This window comes from Streptomyces sp. Ac-502 (genome assembly GCF_045222935.1).
Lineage (GTDB): Bacteria > Actinomycetota > Actinomycetes > Streptomycetales > Streptomycetaceae > Streptomyces > Streptomyces monomycini.
This window is the reverse complement of sequence record NZ_JBHFFO010000001.1, coordinates 292108-309349: the sequence shown is the minus strand read 5'-3', so window position 1 is coordinate 309349 and position 17242 is coordinate 292108. Positions and strand designations below refer to the sequence as shown.

Below are 17242 nucleotides of genomic sequence, written 5' to 3'. Positions count from 1 at the left end.
TGTGGGGTGCATGAGCGACTACTACAACGCGTTCGAGATGAGTCCCGTACCCGCTCCCGGCCCGGACGCGGTTCCGCCGGAGCTGTTCCGCGGCATCTACGGAATGCCCGCCTTCGTGACGATCCCCACGTGCGACGTGGCGGCGTCGGTGGACTTCTGGACCCGTGGGCTCGGGTTCTTCGAGCTGTTCAGCATCCCCGGCACGCTGGTGCATCTGCGCCGATGGGCGTTCCAGGACGTACTCCTCGTCTCGGCGGAGAGCATTCCGGAGCAGCCACCGGCGACGAGCTTCAGTTTCGCGTGCGTGCTCAGCCAGGTCGATTCCCTCGTCGAGGCCTGTCGTACGGTGTGCCCCGACTCGGTCGAAGGGCCACGGGACACTCCCTGGAACACCCGCGATGTGACGGTGATCACCCCCGAGAACGCGCGGATCGTTTTTACTGCGGCGAAACCCTTCGACCCGGCCAGCCAGGAGGCACGGAACCTTGCAGCCATCGGAATCACCCCACCGGACGCCGGCCGCGGCGACCATGAGGAGCATGCCTGATGCCACTGACGCCGACGGCCTGACCGTCGGCCAGGTCTCGACGCGGCTGGGTGTCACCGTCCGCGCGCTGCACCACTGGGACGAGATCGGTCTGGCGCGACCGTCACTGCGTACGGCTGCCGGGTACCGGCTCTACACCGCCGGTGATGTGGAACGCCTGCACCGCATCGTCGTCTACCGTGAAATCGGTCTCGGACTGGACAGGATTCGGATCGTCCTGGACGACTCGACCGCGGACGTGGCCGGCGCACTGCGCGCGCAGCGCACCCAGGTCGCTGAACGGATCGACCGCCTTGAGCGGCTCAGCGCCGGACTGGACCGGATGATCGAGGCCCACGAGCGCGGCCTGCTGCTGACCGTCGAGCAGCAGGCCGCGATCTTCGGCCCCCGGTGGGACCCGGACTGGCCGGCCCAGGCCCGCCGGCGTTACGGAGAGACGACGCAATGGCAGCAGTACGCCGAACGGTCAGCCTCTCGCGGCCCGGAGGAATGGCAGGCCGTCAGCGACGCCACGGCCGACCTCGACCGTGCCCTCGGGGACGCGATGGACGCCGGAGTCGCCCCCGGCAGCCCGGAAGCGAATCAACTCGTCGAGCGGCACCGCGAAGTCTTCGCTTCGTACTTCCCCCTCACCAGACAGATGCAGGTATGCCTGGGCCGCACATTCGAGGCCGACCCCGGCTTCGCCGCCCACTACGACAGCATCCGCACCGGCCTTGCCGCATGGTTCCGCCGCATCATCGACGCAAGCGCCCGTACTCATGGCATCGACCCCGACACCGCGACCTGGCAGTAGACAGTAGTGAGCAGGGAGGGAGGGTGAGCGAGGTGTGAGAGGGGCCGGGAGCCCGCACCCGTCAAGCGGGTCTTATGGAGGTGGTTGGTAGGGTTTGCCGCTTGGGTGGCCTGTGGATGTATGGCCCGTGAACGCTCGGGAGGCCGGATGTCGGTGAAATTCGCGTATCGGCACCTGGGTGCGCCGGACGTGTACCGGCGTGGCCTTCAACCGGAGACGGCGCCTGACGCCGTTCTGTTCCTGGACATCGAGGCGGACCTGGTCATCCGGGACGGCGAGCGTGTGGTGCTTGCGGAGGAACGGTTCCCCGTGGCCGAGCTGGCGCTGGCTCTGGTGGACTGGCTGCGCCGGTCGGACAGCGAGCGAGGTGACTTCGCCTTCGACTCGATGTCCGGCACGGACCCGGGGGTGGTGCGCATGGTGGAGTCGGCGGAGGGATGGCGGGTCGGCTCCGTCTTCGAGCCGGACACCTGGACCTCGCCGGTCACTTGGGACGTTCTCGCGGCGGAGGTCGGAGAATTTGTGGCGGCCGTCCGCAGGGGTGCGGCGGAGATCGGTGCCAGGCCCGGTCTGATCCCCGCTTAGGCGCCCGCTCTGGTCGCGGAGTGCCAGAACGGCCGTACGGCCGGCGCTCCTCCCACGACCAGGACCAGGCAGACGGCGGCCGCGCCCGACCACGCGAGCGTGATGCCGGTCGCGGAAGCCATCGCTCCGGCTCTCAGATCGCTCAGGCGCGGTCCGCCGGCGACGACGACGGTGAAGCCTCCTTGGAGGCGACCCCGCATCTCGTCCGGTGCGTAGGTCCGCAGGATGGTCTGCCGGTAGACGGCGCTGACCAGGTCGGCGGCGCCCGCGCAGATCAGCAGGCCCACCGCGAGCCACAGGCTGCTCGTCGCCCCGGCCGCCGCGATGGCCAGCGCCCAGGCGGCCACGGCGATGCTCAAGGCGCGCCTCTGACGGCTCACCATGCCGATCCAACCACTGAAGGCGGCGGCCACGAGTGAGCCCACGGCGACGGCTGAGTAGAGAAGTTCTCCGGAGGACTGGACCGGAACGACCATGCCGCCGGAGAGACGATCGGCCGTCACCGCCACCCGTTCCACCAGCTGATGTACGTCAGCACCGGCGTCCTGGCCGTGCGGACCGAGGCAGATCCCTGGGTCGCCTCCAGCGCACGGGCGATGTGGACTCCGGCGGACACCTGGCACGAACACCGGATGTACGGCCTCAGCCAGGTGCACACAACCGCTCACCCTCCCCACACCCCAGGACCCCATACTCGTCCGCGAGTGCTCGCTGGTCGCGGAAGACCTGGCGTGGCCCCGCACCGTGACATGGCTGGCGCGGCGTTCCGGCGTGAGTGAACGCCCCTTGTCGCGGTTGTTCCGGAGCGAGTTCGGGATGACGTACCCGCAATGGAGAACGATCACCCGCGTCTTCCACGCCATGATCCTGCTGGCCGAAGGGCAGTCGGTCACCGCGTCCGGCCGGAGCTGCGGATGGGCGACCACCAGCGCTTTCATGACTCATTCACCCGTACGGTCGGCCAGACGCCCGGGGGATACCGGGCAGCAGCCCGCGGAACCGCCGACGCGCCTCCTCCGGCGGTGTCCTGCACTCCATCGGTGGTCTCTCCTCCCTAGACAGGCGCAGCGCTTGTCCGTGTCACTGCATCACCTCACTGCTCCTCCGGCCGGCCGCGACCACGGCGCGCAGCGGAAGGGCGACGAGCAGGGCGACAGCGACAAGAAGTCCGCTTGCCCACAACGGCCCGAGGCTCCCGGCCGCGCTACTGAGGGTGCTCGCGGCGATGAGGGGCCCTGCGGCGGCGCCCACGTTGAGTGCGGCGGTCGCGTAGGAGCCTGCCATGGTGGGGGCTGCTGCCGCCTCGTAGAGCACCCGCGTGATCAGCGTGCTGCCCAGCGCGAACGACAGGGCGCCCTGGACGAAGACGAGCACGAGCAGAGCGATCGGCCTCTCGGCCAGTACGGCCAGGGCCGGCCAGCCGATGAGCAGCAGCGGGCTGCCGACCGCGATGACCAGGCCGGGGCGCCGGTCGGACAGCCGCCCGGCAACGGTGACGCCGGCGAAGGAGCCGACCCCGAAGAGCACCAGCGCAACAGTGACCCACCACTCGCTCAACCTTGCGACACCGGTCACGACGGGTGCGAGGAAGGTGAAGCTCGCGAAGGTGGCCGCGTTCACCAGCGCGCCGAGCAGCATCACCAGCAGGAGGCGCGGGCGCCTCAGTTGGGCGAGTTCCGCTCGCAACGCGGGCCTGTCAGCCGCGTCCGTCCGCCCACGGCGTCCGGGGATTCCGGCGAGGACACCGAGAGCGGCGGGCAGGCAGAGCGCGGCGACAGCCCAGAACGTGGCCCGCCAGCCGAGCAGCGTGCCGAGGACCGATCCTCCTGGGACACCGGCGATCGTGGCCACCGTAGTGCCCGACAGCAGCACGGCGAGCGCGCGTCCCTTCTTGTCGGGAGCGACCAGCGTGGCGGCAGTCGTCAGAGCCACGGCGAGAAACCCCGCGTTCGCGAGCGCGGCGACCACCCGGGTCACGAACAGGAACGGAAAACTTGAGGTGGCCGCCCCCGCGGCATGGGCGGCCAGGAACACCAGGACGAACCCCAACAGGCTGGACCGCCCGGGCCGGTTGCGGGCGAGCCCGGCCACGAGCGGGGCCCCGGCGGCCATTCCGGTCGCGAAGGCCGAGGTGAGCGTGCCTGCGGTCGCGACGGAGACGTCGAGGTCCGCGGCGATGTCCGGCAGCAGGCCGGCGAGCATGAACTCCGAGGTGCCCATGGCGAAGACCGCCAGGGCCAGCAGATACAGCGAGAAGGGCATCGAGTGGCTCCGAGGTGAGGAGAAGCGGGAAAGAACGTCCCGTCACCGCGGCCAGCACCCAGGGCACGCGCGTCCGGCCGCAGAAAGCGGCGGGACGGCAGCATCACGAACTCAGTGGTTCAGGGGGCTGACGGCGTGACCGGCAGCCCCCACCTCGTCCGACTCGGGGCTCGACATGCCCCGCACGCTACCCGACCCGCGCCCGTCCCAGCACCTCGTTTCCCAGGCACCGGCCGGACCCACCCGTGTCACGCCCCCCCGCATTCGTACGCGGCTCAGGCCCGGCGGGAGGGGCGCGAGCGCTCCCTGGGGCGTGCCAGTACGTCGTACGGGTACGGCAGCGGGCGTTCGCTCGCCGCGGTCAGGCGGGCGTCCTGTTCCGGGGTCAGCTCCCAGCCGCAGGCGCCCAGGTTGTCTGTCAGCTGCTCCAGGGTGCGCGCTCCGATGATCGGAGCCGTCACGCCCGGACGTCGCAGCAGCCAGCGCAGCGCCACCTGGGCCGGGGTGCGCCCCGCCTCGTCGGCGACCGCGAGCACCGCGTCCACGACCCGCCACGTCTGCTCGGTGTCCCGGTCCCGCCAGCTCTCCCGGCCCTGCTGCGCCTGGGCAGCCGCCTCCCGCGAGCCCGCCGGGGCGGCCGTCATGCCGCGCTGGTACTTGCCCGAGAGCCAGCCGCCCTGCAGCGGGCTGAACGGAATCACCCCGACGCCCTCCGCCTCGCTCAACGGCAGCAACTCCCACTCCAGTTCCCGCGTCAGGAGGTTGTAGAGCGGCTGCAGGCAGACGAACGGCTCCCAGCGGTGGAACCGTGCCACGTCCAGCGCCTTCTGCAACTGCGACGGCGTCACGCTGCTCGCGCCCAGGTAGCGCACCTTGCCGTCCCGTACGAGCCCGTCCAGCGTCGACAGGGTCTCCTCGACCGGCGTCTCCACGTCCCACATGTGTGTCTGGTACAGGTCGATGTAGTCCGTACCGAGACGGCGCAGGCTGCCCTCGACGGCCGACAGGATGTGCTTGCGGCTCAGGCCCGACGCGTTCCCGCCGCCCTCGCCCATCGACCCGAACACCTTCGTGGCGATGACGAGATCGTCGCGGTTGCCGCGGGCCTTGAGCCAGCGGCCCAGGACCTCCTCGGACGCGCCCTGCCCGTAGATGTCGGCCGTGTCGATGAAGGTGCCGCCCGCCTCCGTGAACGTGTCCAGCATGCGGTGCGACGTCACCTCGTCCGCACTGCTGCCGAACGTCATCGTGCCCAGGCACAGTTCACTGACGCGCAACCCCGTCCCGCCCAGAAAACGCTGCTCCAGTCGCTCCAACTGCTGCGGCTGCTCCATGGTTCCCGCCCTGCCCTTCCGTCGGTCGGCCGTTGGGGCCACCCAAGACGCCCGGGCCGAGCGGGAGCAACGTATTTTCGCTGAGCGGATGTGCAGCGTCCATGGCACGGTGAGCCGTCGTGGCCCTTCGCCTCCGGCTACGCTCCTGATTCCCCGGGCAGAACGCGGTCCCCGGGTGATGTGCGGTGCCGGTAGGAGTGCGCGGCGATGAACAGGCCGATGCCCCACACCAGGAACTGCGGGATGCCGTAGACGACGACCCAGGGGCTGAAAACGCCGTCTTCGTCGAAGTCTTCGACCGTCTGGGCAGCGGCCCAGACGGTGTACAGGAGTAGGGAGGCCGAGACGGCGAAGGCCGTGCCGGCCAGCGTCCGGCGCGGAACTCTGCGCCCGGCCAGGAACATTGTCCATTTCGGGAACGTCAGGCCCCACGGCCGGACCAAGCTCAAGGCAAGGATGCCCGCCAGCAGGGCCAGACCGCTGAGTACGAGGAGGTAGGGGCCACCGCCGGCCGCGTACCAATCCCGGAATTTCCGCTCGTCCGCCCAGAGGGGAATGCCGAGTGCCCAGATCGCGTGGATCGGAATGAACCCGACGGTCGCGGAGAGCGCGGAAGCGTAAGCGGCCCGGACGGCCCACCGGGGCGGGGGCGGAATTTCGGCGAGTGTGTCCGCTGGGCTGGGGGTCATGGATGCGGCCATGGCTTGTATTCTCCTGATGCAGCGCAATGCAACGAAACGTGATGGAACGGAGCGTGATGGAATCCGACGGAGTCCGAGGGAGTGCCACGGAATCCGACGGAAGAGGTGATCAAGAGGAACGATTCCATGGACCGGTGTTCCGGGGCGTCGGGCCCAGGACTGACGAGCCCTCGTCTTCCAAGGTGGCGGAGGCGCCGAGTCGCTCCCCCGAACGGGGGAGCCGGACTCGTCCTCCTCCAGGGGCGATCTACGTAGAACGCTACGTAAGCGGCACCTGGCCGGGCCTGTGCGGTGGGGAGGGGCGGGACAACCCCCGCCCCGGGGAAGGGATTTCCGTACCCGGTGTCGGGGGCCTGCCCCAGTGCCCCGGGAAATCGCGTGCTGTGAAATGGCGTGCACCTATGGACTCCCAGCACTGATGAGGAAACATGCGTATCGTGCGGCCTTTGCTCGCCACCCTGCTCACCACCGCGATCGGCATGACAGCGTTACCGGCCCATGCGGCGTCGGTAGGCGGTACCTCCGAAAGCGGCAGCGGCGGGCGTGAACGGATGCTCCGGCATGTGCAGGACCTCACCCGGAGCGGCGCTGTCGGCGCCCAGGTCCAGGTGACGGACCAGAACGGCACCTGGACGGCCCGGGCGGGCACAGCCCGGGCGGGCAGTGGTGCCCCGGTGCCTCGGGAAGGGCGGTTTCGCGCCGGGAGTGCCACCAAGATGTTCACAGCCGTCGTTCTGCTGCAATTGGCGGGAGAAGGCAGGGTGTCTCTGGACGCTCCGCTGGCGCGCTACGTGCCTGCGGAACTGGTCCCCGCTGCGGAGCACATCACGGTGCGGATGCTCCTTCAGCACACGAGCGGGCTCCACGACGTCGCGCGCGACCTGCCGCAGGGCGGGGAATTCGTCCGCACGCGACTCCGCCACTACGACGCCGCCGCGCTGGTACGGGAGGCTGCCGCTCGGCCCGCCGAATTCCCGCCCGGCACGGAATACGGGTATTCCAACACCAACTACCTCGTCGCCGGTCTCATCATCGAGCGGGTGACGGGCCGTCCGTACGCCGAGGAGGTGGGAAGACGGATCATCAAGCCTCTGCGGCTTCGGGACACCTCCGTACCGGAGGACACCTCGTCGCTCCCGGGGCCGCACGCACACGGGTATCTCTGGCTCCGCGGGACGGACGCTCCGCAGGGCCGCGCACGGCAGGTGGATGTCACGGAGCTGAACCCGTCGATGGCAGGCGCCGCCGGAGAGATCGTTTCGAGCACGAGGGACCTGGACACCTTCCTCACCTCGCTCACCAGCGGAAAGCTGCTGCGCCCGGCGGAATGGAAGGAGATGAACCGTACGGTGTCCGCGGGCGGCCCCGACAGCCGGTACGGGCTCGGCCTCAAGCAGGAGAGGTTGAGTTGCGGGCGCCTGGCCGTCGGCCACACCGGCGGCATACCGGGCTTCGCGACGCTCGCCTTCACGACACCTGACCGGTCACGCCGCGTCGTACTGTCCGCGAACCTCGCCGACTGGCCCGCCGACCCGGGTATCGGCGAGCCCATCGACAAGGTGCTGGAGGACGCGCTCTGCGGCTGAGAGCGCGAGGGATGCCGAAGCCGAAGCGGCACCGAGGGCGCGTTCCGTCGTCTGTGGGCTCTTTCGGTAGGAAAGCGATCCCACTCGGCCGACGCGCGAACATTTCCGTGCGTCCTTTCACATCGTTCGGACGTCCTCGTGCGGGCTCCGTCGGTCTGGCGACGGTCTGGCCACGGTCTGGAGAGAATGACGAGGTCATCAGGGGATTCGCTGTGACGTCAGGCAGCCTCGGACCGCTGTGCGCGTCCCTTGACCGCCTCCCTGGGGCGGAGGATTCTGAGGGGCGCGGGCCGCCGCAGCGGGAATCGTCGGCCCGGGCACGGGTCGGGGGACGCTATGGCGGTGCTCAACGTTGCGGCGACATGGGTGGGTACGGGCGCGCTGGGGCCGGGGTGGCGTTCGGTGGTGTGGGTGCAGGGGTGTCCGTTCCGCTGCCCGGGCTGTATGTCGCCGGACTGGATACCGGACGTGCCCGCCCGCGCGGTCCGGCCGGCCGAGCTGGCTGCCGAACTTCTCGCGGACCCCGCCGTCGACGGGCTGACCTTCTCCGGCGGTGAGCCGATGCAGCAAGCCGCGGGTCTCGCCGAACTGGCTTGTGCGGCCCGGGAGCTGAGAGAGGTCAGCCTCGTCTGTTTCACCGGTCATCGTTTGGAGGGCCTGCGGGCCCGGCCGCCCGGGCCCGGTGTGCTGGATCTGCTGGGGGTGGTCGACGTCCTCATCGACGGCCGGTACGTCGCCGCGCTGGACGACGGCCGGGGACTGCGCGGCAGCAGCAATCAGCATGTGCATCACCTGACCAGCCGTCTCGCGGGGAGCGGATACGACTTCGCGGGCCGCGACCGCGACGCGGAGATCGCCGTCGACGGGTCCGCGGCCCTGCTGATCGGCGTGCCGCCGCCCCTCCTGCTCGCCGCGTTCGACTCGGCGGTCGACCAGGTCCGGACGTCACACATCGGGGGAGACCATGAGCGGTAGGAAGCGCATCCAGGTGGACGAGTCCGAGTGGTACCGCATCCAGCGTGAGGCATCACGCCAGAAGGACGTTCTCCGCAACGTGCCGAAAATGATTAAGGAGTTGCATCGGCAGACGCACGACGATCTGGAGCGCGTCTTCGGCGTCATGGAGGACCGCCAGCGCTCGGTGGAACAGGTGGTCGAAGGGCTGAGCGAGCAGACCCGCCGGCTGGAGAAGGAGACCCAGCAGCGGCTGCGGGCGCAGGCGCGGCGGATGGCGGAGGACCTGCGGGCCACCGCGGACGAGCTGCGTGGCGACATGCGCCGGCAGCTCGCCGATCAGCAGCGCAGGTTGCGCAGCGAGATCGCGGCCGAACGGGAGCAGCGGCGTGCGGACATCCGGCGCATCAGTACGGAACTGAGCGAACTGGTCCAGGACCGGGAGCACGCCGCGGTCGTCGCCCGTGCGGCCCTTTCCGACGCGCGCACCATGCACGGCCTGATCCTCGGCACGCTGCCGCACGAGCGGCATGCGCCCGGGCGGATGGAGAGCCTGGAGGGGACACTCGACCGGGCCGGGGACAACATCGCCCAGGGCCGGTTCGACGCCGCTCTGGCCACCGCACAGGCCGCGTATCAGGAACTCAGCGAGCTACGGCTGGACCTGGAGCACCGTGAGCGGGAGCGGGAGGTGCTGCGCGTCCAGGCCCGCGGCGAGCTGCTCCTGGTCCACCTGCTGATCGAGGACAGTGCCCGGCAGAACGTACGCGACGAACACGGTGCGGTGCTCGACGGCCACGATCTCGACGTCGACTACTGGACGCACGGCGAATTCACCGCCCTGCGCCGGGAGACCGAGGCGCTGCAGCACCGCATCGAGGACGACGAGAGGCCGCCGACCGCCGACGAGCTGCGGGAACTCCTCGAACACCGGGCCCCCGCACTCCAGGAACGCCTCACTCGGCTCGTCGAACGGGCGGGCGGACGCCAGCTCGCCTCCCAGCAGCGGATCAACCTCGCCGAGGCGGTCGTGCGGACCCTGGAGGGCATGACGGCGTACGAACTCGACGCGACCACGTATCTGGGCGGTGACCAGCGGGACGCGTTCTTCGCCCGGCTCGTGCACGGCAACCGCAACGCGATCGTCGTGGAGGTCGCCCCCGCCGGCCCTGATTCGGGCGCGTCGGTCCTGAGGGTGCTCTCCTACGACCACGACACGGCCTCCCGTACCGAACTGGAGGAACGCGGAGCCGGACTGACGCAGGCCCTGCGGGGTCAGGGCTTCCCGGCCGCGGCGCCCCAGGAGGAAGCCGGGACACCTGGCCCCGAGTACATCGATTTCGTCGCGCTGAGCGAGCCACGGGCCCTGTCGCACAGCGAGCCGCGGGCCCTCCCACCGGCCGCCGAGGAAGCCGGACGGGGATGAACCGCCGACTCGTCGAGCGGCTGGACGGATTCCGGCTGCCCGCCGGTGACGCCCTGCTGGTCGTGCACGGCCAGGGCGTCGACGACCTCTTCGTCTGCCACGACCACGGCGTGCGCGGCATCGAGGAACTGATGTGGGACGTCCTGCACGACGCCGGATTCACGCGCATCGTGTACTCGTCCCTGTCGCGCCCCGTGTACTTCCGCGACCAGCGCTCCCGGGACCTCACCCGACGCCGCCGCCCCGCCGCCCACCAGGGCGGGAGCAACCTGATGCGGGCGGAGTTCTCCGGCCCGCTGGGCCGCCGCATCCTGGGCGGCCCCGTGCCGGCCGACACCGCCGCGGCAGACACCGGCCCGGGCGCCGCCGCCGTACCGACCCTCACCGACCAGCACCGGGTCATGCTCCTCGACCACCTCATGAGACAGGCCGAGCACCGTACGGCGGTCGTCTTCACGCACGCCGAGGAGTCGCTGCGCTACGAACAGGCGGGCCGCACGCTCGCCGGCGCACTGGCGGAATGGGTGGAGCACGCCGAGGACCGCAACCTGTGCGTTCTGCTGTTCCGCCGCGACACGCTCGACGACGTGCAGGAATTCGTCCGCGAGCTGCGCCGCGTCCCGCGTCTGGAGACCTACCTGGCCGACCAGCGCGGACGGCCCGGCGGCGGCGCCACTGCCGCCATCGGCCTGCCGTCCGCTGCGGAGCTGGAGCGCCTGGTCCATGACGTGCGCCTGCGTGACGGCCTGCGGATCGAGAAGTGGGGCGAACTGCCGCTCGCCGTAGGGACGATGGCCTCCGCCCCCGAGCGGGTCAGGAACTGGCGGGCCCGGCTGCGCCTGCTGGCCAGGGACAAGCGGCCACTCGACATCGCCGAACTGCGCCGGCGCCAGTGGGCGGGCGGCAGCCCCCAGGACGACCGCAGCGTCACCGACCGCATCCAGGCCATGGTGGGCCTCGGCTCCGTCAAGGAGCATCTGCAGCGGCTGCGCTGGCGCGCGACCGCGGACGCCGAACTGCGGGCCCGGGGCCTCGGCGGCGACGTCGAGGCGGGCTCTCCCCACCTGGTTTTCACGGGCAACCCCGGGACCGGGAAGACCACGGTCGCCCGGCTGGTGGGCGAGATCTACCGGGACCTCGGTCTGCTGCGCCGTGGACATCTGGTGGAGGCGGAGGTCCCCGACCTGGTGGCCGGTGTCGTCGGCGGCACGTCGATCCGTACCAACCGGACCGTGGACCGGGCCCTCGACGGAGTGCTGCTGATCGACGAGATCTACCGGCTCACCGAGCCGGGGCGTGGTGGTTTCGGCTCCGAGGCCGTCGACACGCTGCTCACGCGCATGGAGAACGATCGCGGCAGATTCGTGCTGATCGCGGCCGGCTACCCGGACAAGGTGGAAGAATTCCTCTCCGTCAACTTCGGTCTGCGCAGCCGTATCCCCGTCGCCAACGTCATCCATTTTCCCGACTACGCACCGGCGGAACTGCACGCCATCCTGTTGGGGCGGCTGCGCGCCCTCGGGCTGAGCTGGACACCGGCCCTCGAAGAGCTGCTGGCCGAGGTGACGCGAGGCCTGTACGCCACGCGTGACCAGCAGTTCGGCAACGCGCGCGCCATGCGCGACCTCGCCGACGAACTCAAGGACGCCTGGGCGCAGCGCGTGCGCGCGGTGGTGAGCGAACCGCTGGAGACCGAAGACCTTCCGGAACGCTACCGGGCGCACCTCAGGGGCCCGGTGCCGCCGGTCGACGAACTCCTCGCCGAACTGGACACCCTGGTGGGGATCGAACCGGTCAAGGAGATGATCCGCGACCTCGTGTACCGGCTGCGGCTGCGCCGGTCGCACGGCGGCGAGCCGTTCCCACCGCCCCACCTGCTGTTCGTGGGCCCGCCAGGCACCGGCAAGACCACCGTGGCCCGCCTGCTCGGCAAGCTGTTCCGCTCCCTCGGCCTGCTGCCGCGCGGGCACGTGATCGAAGTGACCCGGCCCGAACTCGTCGCGGGCTACCTCGGCCAGACCGCGCTGAAGACCAAGGAAGTGGTGCAGTCGGCGGTGGACGGCGTGCTGTTCATCGACGAGGCCTACAGCCTGGCGCGCGGCAGCGAACCCGGGCCGGACTACGGCAAGGAGGCCGTCGACACACTGACCCGCGAGATGGAGGATCTGCGCGGCCGGCTGGTCGTCGTGGCCGCAGGCTACCCCGCTCCGATGGAGACGTTCCTGGCAGCCAACCCGGGCCTGCGCTTCCGTTTCACCGAACGCGTGCTCTTCCCGGACTACTCGGGCGCCGAACTCGTGGAGATCCTGCGCCGGACGGCCCACGACCACGAGCCGCCCTACGTGCTGCCGGACGACGCCGTGCCGAGGGTACGCAGATGGCTGGACAGCCAGCGCCGCGCCCACTCCGAGCACTTCGCCAACGCCAGGACCGTACGGGTGCTTCTGGAACGGATGGAGGCCCGCATGGCGCGCCGCATCGACGCGGACCCACCGGTCGGCCGGCCACTGGAGTTCGTGCCGGAGGACGTGCCCGATGGTGACTGGTGAAGGGGGCACCCCGCCCACGGCCGAGAAGACCCGCTGCCCGGTGTGTCTGGCGACTGCCGCGGATGGGCCGGAGTGCACCAACTGCCGCTGGACGCTCGAAGGCCCCGCAGCGCTCGGCTCCCTCACGCCGGAGATCCGGCATGCCTTCGACGGACAGCTCGCCACCGCGCGCCGCCGTCTGGACCTGAAGGCCGCGGCGCGGGCGGCGGGCTATCCCGGTCGCGGTGAGCCCGAGCGTCTGGCCCGGCTGGAAGCGCTGCTGCGTGGAGGCCCGCCACGGTCCGCCGAGCGCGACCAGGTGCTGGCCGAGCTGGCCGACGAGCTCACGGCGACGGACGTCCCCGCGGCGCTGCCCGACGGCGTCGTCATCGAGATCAGCCCACGAGGACTGCGGGCCGTCACGGTCCAGCACGGCGCCGAGCAGGCGGAGGCCACCGAATGGCCCTGGACCGAGCTGCTGCCCGGGTTGCCCGACGGCACGGACGAGACGCTGTTCTGCCTGGCGGGCGGAGTCGGCGTCCGTACCACCAGCGCATGCGAGGCACGGGAGCCCGCGGGCCTCCCGACAACGGTGGACGTGCTGGCCAGCCGACTGCGCGGCTGGGCGGTGCCGGAGCGCCTGCTGGCCGGGCTCGCCCGGCGGTTCCCGCAGGCCCGGACGCTGTACCTGCCACCGGAACGCCCGGAACCCGGCCCGCTCCGGCATACGGGCGGATTCACCACCGCCGTCTGCCGCGGTGCGCCCGACTCGGACGACGTACTCCTCGCGGGCGGTGGCCAGGACGGCACCGTCACCGTCTGGCGGCTGTGGCACCGCGCGCCGCTCGCCTCTCAAAGGCTGCACGACCGAAGAGTCACCTGCGTCGACCTCACCGAGGACGGCCTGTCCGTCGTGACGGGCGGGCAGGACGGCGCGGTCCGGCTCTGGTCGTTCGCCGCGTCCGGCAGGGTCCGGGTGCTCGCCTGGCACGACGGGTGGGTCAACGCGCTGCGGCAGCGTGACGGCGTGGTGTTCAGCCTCGGCGACGACGCCTGCGTGCACCGGACCGTGCTCGGCGCGGTCGGAGCCGCCGGCGCCGTGCTCGCCAGGGTCGGCTGGGCCTCCGCCACCGCGCTGGAGGTCACCGGGGACGGACGCATTGTGATCGTCGCGGGCTCCGACGGGGCGAGCCTGTGGGACGCCAGGACCGGCGCACGCACCGGTCGCCTCACAGCGGGACACGAGGTCGCCTGCCTGGCACTGGACCGCGAGGGCCGGCTGGTGGCACTCGGCTGCGCCGACGGCGTGGCACGGATCTTCGACCTGGGGGCCGCGCGAGCCGCGAGGGCCGAGATGGGCGGGCACACCGGCCCGGTGCGCCAGGTCACCTTCGGCCCCGGGGGAGTACTGGCCACGGCGGACGACGCCGGCACCGTACGAATCCGTGACCAGGGCGGGACGGCCCGGACGGTGGGGGCCCACCCGGACCGCGTACGGGGACTGGCCTTCACCCCGGACGGCCGGCTGCTCAGCGCGGGCGCCGACGGCCTGGTCCGCACCTGGCCCCTCGCGGGCATACACCGATCCGACAGCGACAAGGGGGGACCATGAGCGAGGGACATCTCAGTGCCGCGTTCCAGTCGGCACGTACCAAGCTGGAGCTGACTCTGGACGACCAGCCCGCCACCGAACAGGCGACGCACGCGATCCGCGCCGCGCTGACCCGACTGGCGCGCGAAGCGGAAACACATCCCGATCTGGACGCGAGCGAACGGCGCCAGACCGCCGCCGCGGTGGAACTGGTCCGCGCGGCCGTCGTCGGCACCTTGGCCGCCGTACGGGCGCCGGCCCTGCCGCAGCCCCGGCCCTCACCGCCGCGCAGGTCGCCGTTCCACCTGATCCTGAACGGATTCGGCAGCGACGAGGAGGACCGGCGCAGGGAGCGGGAGCACGAGGAGGAACTGCTGCGCGTGCGGCGGCCGGTGGCCCACACGGTGTCGCTGCTCGAACAGTTGCATGCCGCGCTGGAGTCGGCCGACCGCCTGCTCGCCGAAGCGGAGCCGCCCCCGGCGGAAAGGGTGCCGATCGCCTGGCACGAGGACGGCGAACTCGTCAACCTGCTCCGTGACCTGATGGCGGCGCACAGCGAGAACGACGGCGAGCTGGCGTTGCGGCGGATCGCCAGGCTGCGTCAGGAACTGGCGCTGCGGCACGACATCGACGTGGTCGACTTCGACGGCACCAACGAATGGCTGTTCACCCTGGGCAGGCAGCCGGGCGGCCCGGCGGACGGTGACTGGCGCACGGTGCAGCCCGCACTGGTGCTGAAGGACGGCCGGATCCTGCGCCGGGGCGAGGCAACCGTGCCCGTCGCGGCACCTCCGGCGTCCCCGGCGCAGGCCGTACCCGACGTACCGCAGACCGTACCCGACGTACCGCAGACCGCGCAGACCACCCATACCGCGCAGGCACCGTCGGCTCCGCACCGGGAGACCGGCGACGAGAAGTCGTCCGCCACCGACCATGACATGCAGGACAACGGGGGCAAGGAGCACCACGATGGCTAAGGCGTCCGGCAGCACAGTGATCGTCGGATTCGATCTCGGACACGGGGAGTCCGCACTCGCCAAGACCTACACCGACAAGACCGCACCACCGGTCGTCCTGGACATCGGCTCGACCGGCGCGGGCCGCCAGCATGTGACCGCGGTCGCCGAGCACCCCGGCCGCGGGGTGCTGGTGGGCCGCGAGGCCACCGAAGCGCGCGGCGTGACCTCGCTCTACCTGGCGTTCAAATCGCCCGAGATCGAACGCGACGAGGTCCGCACCCCCATCCGTCTCTTCGTGGACAAGGTGGGCCGTGACGCCCGGGACCGCGACCACGACCTGAGCGGGCCGCGCCCGGTCCGCTGGGTGTTCGGCGCACCCTCGGGCTGGGACGACGAACTCCTCGACACCTACGCGGAGTTGCTCGGCCAGGCCGGGCTGACGAACGTGGAGGTGGTGCGGGAGTCGCGGGCCGCGATGCTGTACGCCCGGGATTCGGGTGAAGTCCGACTGGAGCGCGACCGGTTGGGCGGATGTGTGCTCATCGCCGACTTCGGCTCGCTGACCACCGACTTCACCGGCGTCCTCGGCTATCAGACCGGTCCGCCCATCGACGCCGGAGTGCAGCTGGGTGCCGGGCTGATCGACCGCACCATCCTGGAACGCCAGCTCAGCCGGCACCCGATGGCCGACGCGCTCCGCGAGACACTCCAGGATTCGCGCTTCGAACGGCTGCGGTTGGAACTGCTGTGCCGCGAGGCGAAGGAGACCTTCTTCCGTACCGATCCGAGCCGGTTCGCGGACGATCCCGAGGCCACGGTCGGCGGTACCCGGAAAGTGGTCACCCGGGCCGGGAACGCCTACTTCGAGGTCGAGCTGACGGCCGCCGAGATGGACACCGTCCTGGACACACCACAGCCCTCCCTCGGCAACCGTCCGTGGCGCCAGGCGTTCCGGGACGCGCTCCGAGGGGCGGCGGGCCGGCTCGGGCGCGAACCGGAACTGGTGGTGCTCACGGGCGGAGCGTCCCGGATGCACTTCGTACAGGAGGAGGCGCGGGCGGTGTTCGGCGCGGACCGGGTGCTGCTCGGCCTGGAGCCCGAGCTGGCCATCGCCCGCGGCCTGGCCCTGGCAGGCCGGATGGGGCTGCACGCCGCCGGTTTCCGGGCCGATGTCCGTAAACTGGTCAAGGGCGACCAGGTCGGATCGCTGGTGCAGGACAGGCTCCCGGCGCTGGGCGAACGGCTGGGGGCGGCGGTCGCCGAAGGCATCACCGAGCGTCACGTCATTCCCGCGTTCCGCCGCTGGCGCAACGGCGACATCGCCACACTCGACGACATGGCGGAGGGGATATCCCGGGCGCTGCAAGCCGAGCTGGCCGAGTCGGGCAATACGCGGCTGACCGAGGCCAACACCGAGTGGCAGAACGAACTGCGGCCGGAGATCGAGGAACTGACCCGCCCCATCTGTCACCGGTGGCACATTCCGCCGTCCGCGATGGAGCTTCCCACGGTGCAGGTCAGGGGTGGGCAGCTGACGGTGCCGTTCGACTCGGAGGCGGCGACCGACGTGCTCGACAACATCGCTCGGGTGGTGAACGTGGTGGTGGCCGGTGTCGTCGCCATGACCCTGTTCGGCGCCGGTACCGCGATCATCGCGACGACCGGGCCGTTCGCCGTCATCATCGCCGCCGTCGTGCTGTTCATCGGGATGAACGAGGGGCGGGAGGCCGCCATCGCCAAGGCCCGGGAGGTGAACATCCCGTTGATGATGCGCAAGGTCGGCGGAGAGAACCGGATGGTGTCGAAGCTGCGGCAGGGCGCCGCGTCGCAGGAGGCGCAGCTCGCGGCCGCGTTCAGCGCCCAGTTCATCGAGGACGGCGGCCAGAAGCTGGTCAGCGAGATCGGTAAGGGCATCGCGGCGGACCTCGAAGCCCTCGCGCGCGACGCGGAGCTGTTCATCTCCTGATCGGGCG

At 70.9% G+C, this 17242-nt stretch carries 15 protein-coding genes and 1 pseudogene; 12 read left to right on the top strand and 4 right to left on the bottom strand.

From position 1 onward, the window contains the following. Window positions 1–10: 10 nt before the first annotated feature. The 3 genes from ACEXOX_RS01510 to ACEXOX_RS01500 all read left to right on the top strand — a co-directional run bounded on the left by ACEXOX_RS01510 (window position 11) and on the right by ACEXOX_RS01500 (window position 1928). The gene (locus ACEXOX_RS01510) at window positions 11–547 is read left to right on the top strand and encodes a VOC family protein (RefSeq protein WP_406518607.1); all 537 of its coding nucleotides are present in this window, start codon (window positions 11–13) and stop codon (window positions 545–547) included. Next, entirely contained in the window at window positions 540–1343 is an 804-nt protein-coding gene (locus ACEXOX_RS01505; RefSeq protein WP_406518606.1) for a MerR family transcriptional regulator, read from the top strand. Before ACEXOX_RS01510 ends, ACEXOX_RS01505 begins: the two co-directional genes overlap by 8 nt. Window positions 1344–1490: 147 nt before the next feature. Next, window positions 1491–1928 (top strand): hypothetical protein, encoded by a 438-nt coding sequence (locus ACEXOX_RS01500; RefSeq protein WP_406518605.1) that lies wholly within the window; start codon window positions 1491–1493, stop codon window positions 1926–1928. Here the strand turns inward: ACEXOX_RS01500 and ACEXOX_RS01495 are convergent. Further along, window positions 1925–2431, bottom strand: coding sequence for a hypothetical protein (locus ACEXOX_RS01495; protein WP_406518604.1), 507 nt, complete (start codon window positions 2429–2431; stop codon window positions 1925–1927). The genes ACEXOX_RS01500 and ACEXOX_RS01495 overlap by 4 nt on opposite strands. Before the next feature lie 21 nt (window positions 2432–2452). Between ACEXOX_RS01495 and ACEXOX_RS01490 the strand changes: the two genes are divergently transcribed. Both ACEXOX_RS01490 and ACEXOX_RS01485 read left to right on the top strand, forming a co-directional pair. Then, window positions 2453–2707 carry a hypothetical protein gene (locus tag ACEXOX_RS01490; protein ID WP_406518603.1) on the top strand — a complete coding sequence of 85 codons (255 nt, stop codon included), beginning with the start codon at window positions 2453–2455 and terminating at the stop codon, window positions 2705–2707. Further along, window positions 2673–2810 (top strand): annotated as a pseudogene (locus ACEXOX_RS01485) (helix-turn-helix domain-containing protein); the annotation flags it as partial. The gene ACEXOX_RS01490 and the pseudogene ACEXOX_RS01485, both read left to right, overlap by 35 nt. A gap of 198 nt (window positions 2811–3008) precedes the next feature. Here ACEXOX_RS01485 and ACEXOX_RS01480 read toward each other — a convergent pair. From ACEXOX_RS01480 to ACEXOX_RS01470, 3 genes are all read right to left on the bottom strand, one after another. Then, window positions 3009–4190, bottom strand: coding sequence for a Cmx/CmrA family chloramphenicol efflux MFS transporter (locus ACEXOX_RS01480; RefSeq protein ID WP_406518601.1), 1182 nt, complete (start codon window positions 4188–4190; stop codon window positions 3009–3011). A 275-nt stretch (window positions 4191–4465) separates the two neighbouring features. Next, window positions 4466–5497, bottom strand: coding sequence for an aldo/keto reductase (locus tag ACEXOX_RS01475; RefSeq protein WP_406526190.1), 1032 nt, complete (start codon window positions 5495–5497; stop codon window positions 4466–4468). Window positions 5498–5661: 164 nt separating this feature from the next. Next, window positions 5662–6225: a hypothetical protein gene (locus tag ACEXOX_RS01470; protein WP_406518600.1), complete on the bottom strand. Its 564-nt coding sequence runs from the start codon at window positions 6223–6225 to the stop codon at window positions 5662–5664. A gap of 428 nt (window positions 6226–6653) precedes the next feature. Here ACEXOX_RS01470 and ACEXOX_RS01465 point away from each other — a divergent pair, with 428 nt between their 5' ends. The 7 genes from ACEXOX_RS01465 to ACEXOX_RS01435 all read left to right on the top strand — a co-directional run bounded on the left by ACEXOX_RS01465 (window position 6654) and on the right by ACEXOX_RS01435 (window position 17235). Continuing rightward, the gene (locus tag ACEXOX_RS01465; protein ID WP_406518598.1) at window positions 6654–7811 is read left to right on the top strand and encodes a serine hydrolase domain-containing protein; all 1158 of its coding nucleotides are present in this window, start codon (window positions 6654–6656) and stop codon (window positions 7809–7811) included. A gap of 342 nt (window positions 7812–8153) precedes the next feature. After that, window positions 8154–8786 carry a 4Fe-4S single cluster domain-containing protein gene (locus ACEXOX_RS01460; protein ID WP_406518597.1) on the top strand — a complete coding sequence of 211 codons (633 nt, stop codon included), beginning with the start codon at window positions 8154–8156 and terminating at the stop codon, window positions 8784–8786. Continuing rightward, entirely contained in the window at window positions 8776–10191 is a 1416-nt protein-coding gene (locus tag ACEXOX_RS01455) for a hypothetical protein (protein WP_406518596.1), read from the top strand. The genes ACEXOX_RS01460 and ACEXOX_RS01455 overlap by 11 nt, the downstream gene beginning before the upstream one ends. Continuing rightward, on the top strand, window positions 10188–12740 hold the full coding sequence (locus ACEXOX_RS01450; RefSeq protein WP_406518595.1) for an AAA family ATPase: 2553 nt from the start codon (window positions 10188–10190) through the stop codon (window positions 12738–12740). Before ACEXOX_RS01455 ends, ACEXOX_RS01450 begins: the two co-directional genes overlap by 4 nt. Beyond that, window positions 12727–14331 carry a WD40 repeat domain-containing protein gene (locus ACEXOX_RS01445; RefSeq protein ID WP_406518594.1) on the top strand — a complete coding sequence of 535 codons (1605 nt, stop codon included), beginning with the start codon at window positions 12727–12729 and terminating at the stop codon, window positions 14329–14331. Before ACEXOX_RS01450 ends, ACEXOX_RS01445 begins: the two co-directional genes overlap by 14 nt. Beyond that, window positions 14328–15287, top strand: coding sequence for a hypothetical protein (locus ACEXOX_RS01440; RefSeq protein ID WP_406518593.1), 960 nt, complete (start codon window positions 14328–14330; stop codon window positions 15285–15287). The genes ACEXOX_RS01445 and ACEXOX_RS01440 overlap by 4 nt, the downstream gene beginning before the upstream one ends. Next, window positions 15280–17235, top strand: a complete 1956-nt coding sequence (locus ACEXOX_RS01435; RefSeq protein ID WP_406518592.1) for an Hsp70 family protein — start codon at window positions 15280–15282, stop codon at window positions 17233–17235. Before ACEXOX_RS01440 ends, ACEXOX_RS01435 begins: the two co-directional genes overlap by 8 nt. Window positions 17236–17242 lie beyond the last annotated feature (7 nt).

Bases quoted from the DNA above. Each gene is read 5' to 3' on its own strand.
- ACEXOX_RS01450 (WP_406518595.1), top strand. From the start codon at position 10,188: ATGAACCGCCGACTCGTCGAGCGGCTGGACGGATTCCGGCTGCCCGCC.
- ACEXOX_RS01435 (WP_406518592.1), top strand. From the start codon at position 15,280: ATGGCTAAGGCGTCCGGCAGCACAGTGATCGTCGGATTCGATCTCGGA.
- ACEXOX_RS01480 (WP_406518601.1), bottom strand. From the start codon at position 4,190: ATGCCCTTCTCGCTGTATCTGCTGGCCCTGGCGGTCTTCGCCATGGGC.
- ACEXOX_RS01510 (WP_406518607.1), top strand. From the start codon at position 11: ATGAGCGACTACTACAACGCGTTCGAGATGAGTCCCGTACCCGCTCCC.
- ACEXOX_RS01445 (WP_406518594.1), top strand. From the start codon at position 12,727: ATGGTGACTGGTGAAGGGGGCACCCCGCCCACGGCCGAGAAGACCCGC.
- ACEXOX_RS01455 (WP_406518596.1), top strand. From the start codon at position 8,776: ATGAGCGGTAGGAAGCGCATCCAGGTGGACGAGTCCGAGTGGTACCGC.
- ACEXOX_RS01470 (WP_406518600.1), bottom strand. From the start codon at position 6,225: ATGGCCGCATCCATGACCCCCAGCCCAGCGGACACACTCGCCGAAATT.
- ACEXOX_RS01465 (WP_406518598.1), top strand. From the start codon at position 6,654: ATGCGTATCGTGCGGCCTTTGCTCGCCACCCTGCTCACCACCGCGATC.
- ACEXOX_RS01505 (WP_406518606.1), top strand. From the start codon at position 540: ATGCCTGATGCCACTGACGCCGACGGCCTGACCGTCGGCCAGGTCTCG.
- ACEXOX_RS01440 (WP_406518593.1), top strand. From the start codon at position 14,328: ATGAGCGAGGGACATCTCAGTGCCGCGTTCCAGTCGGCACGTACCAAG.
- ACEXOX_RS01500 (WP_406518605.1), top strand. From the start codon at position 1,491: ATGTCGGTGAAATTCGCGTATCGGCACCTGGGTGCGCCGGACGTGTAC.
- ACEXOX_RS01490 (WP_406518603.1), top strand. From the start codon at position 2,453: ATGTACGTCAGCACCGGCGTCCTGGCCGTGCGGACCGAGGCAGATCCC.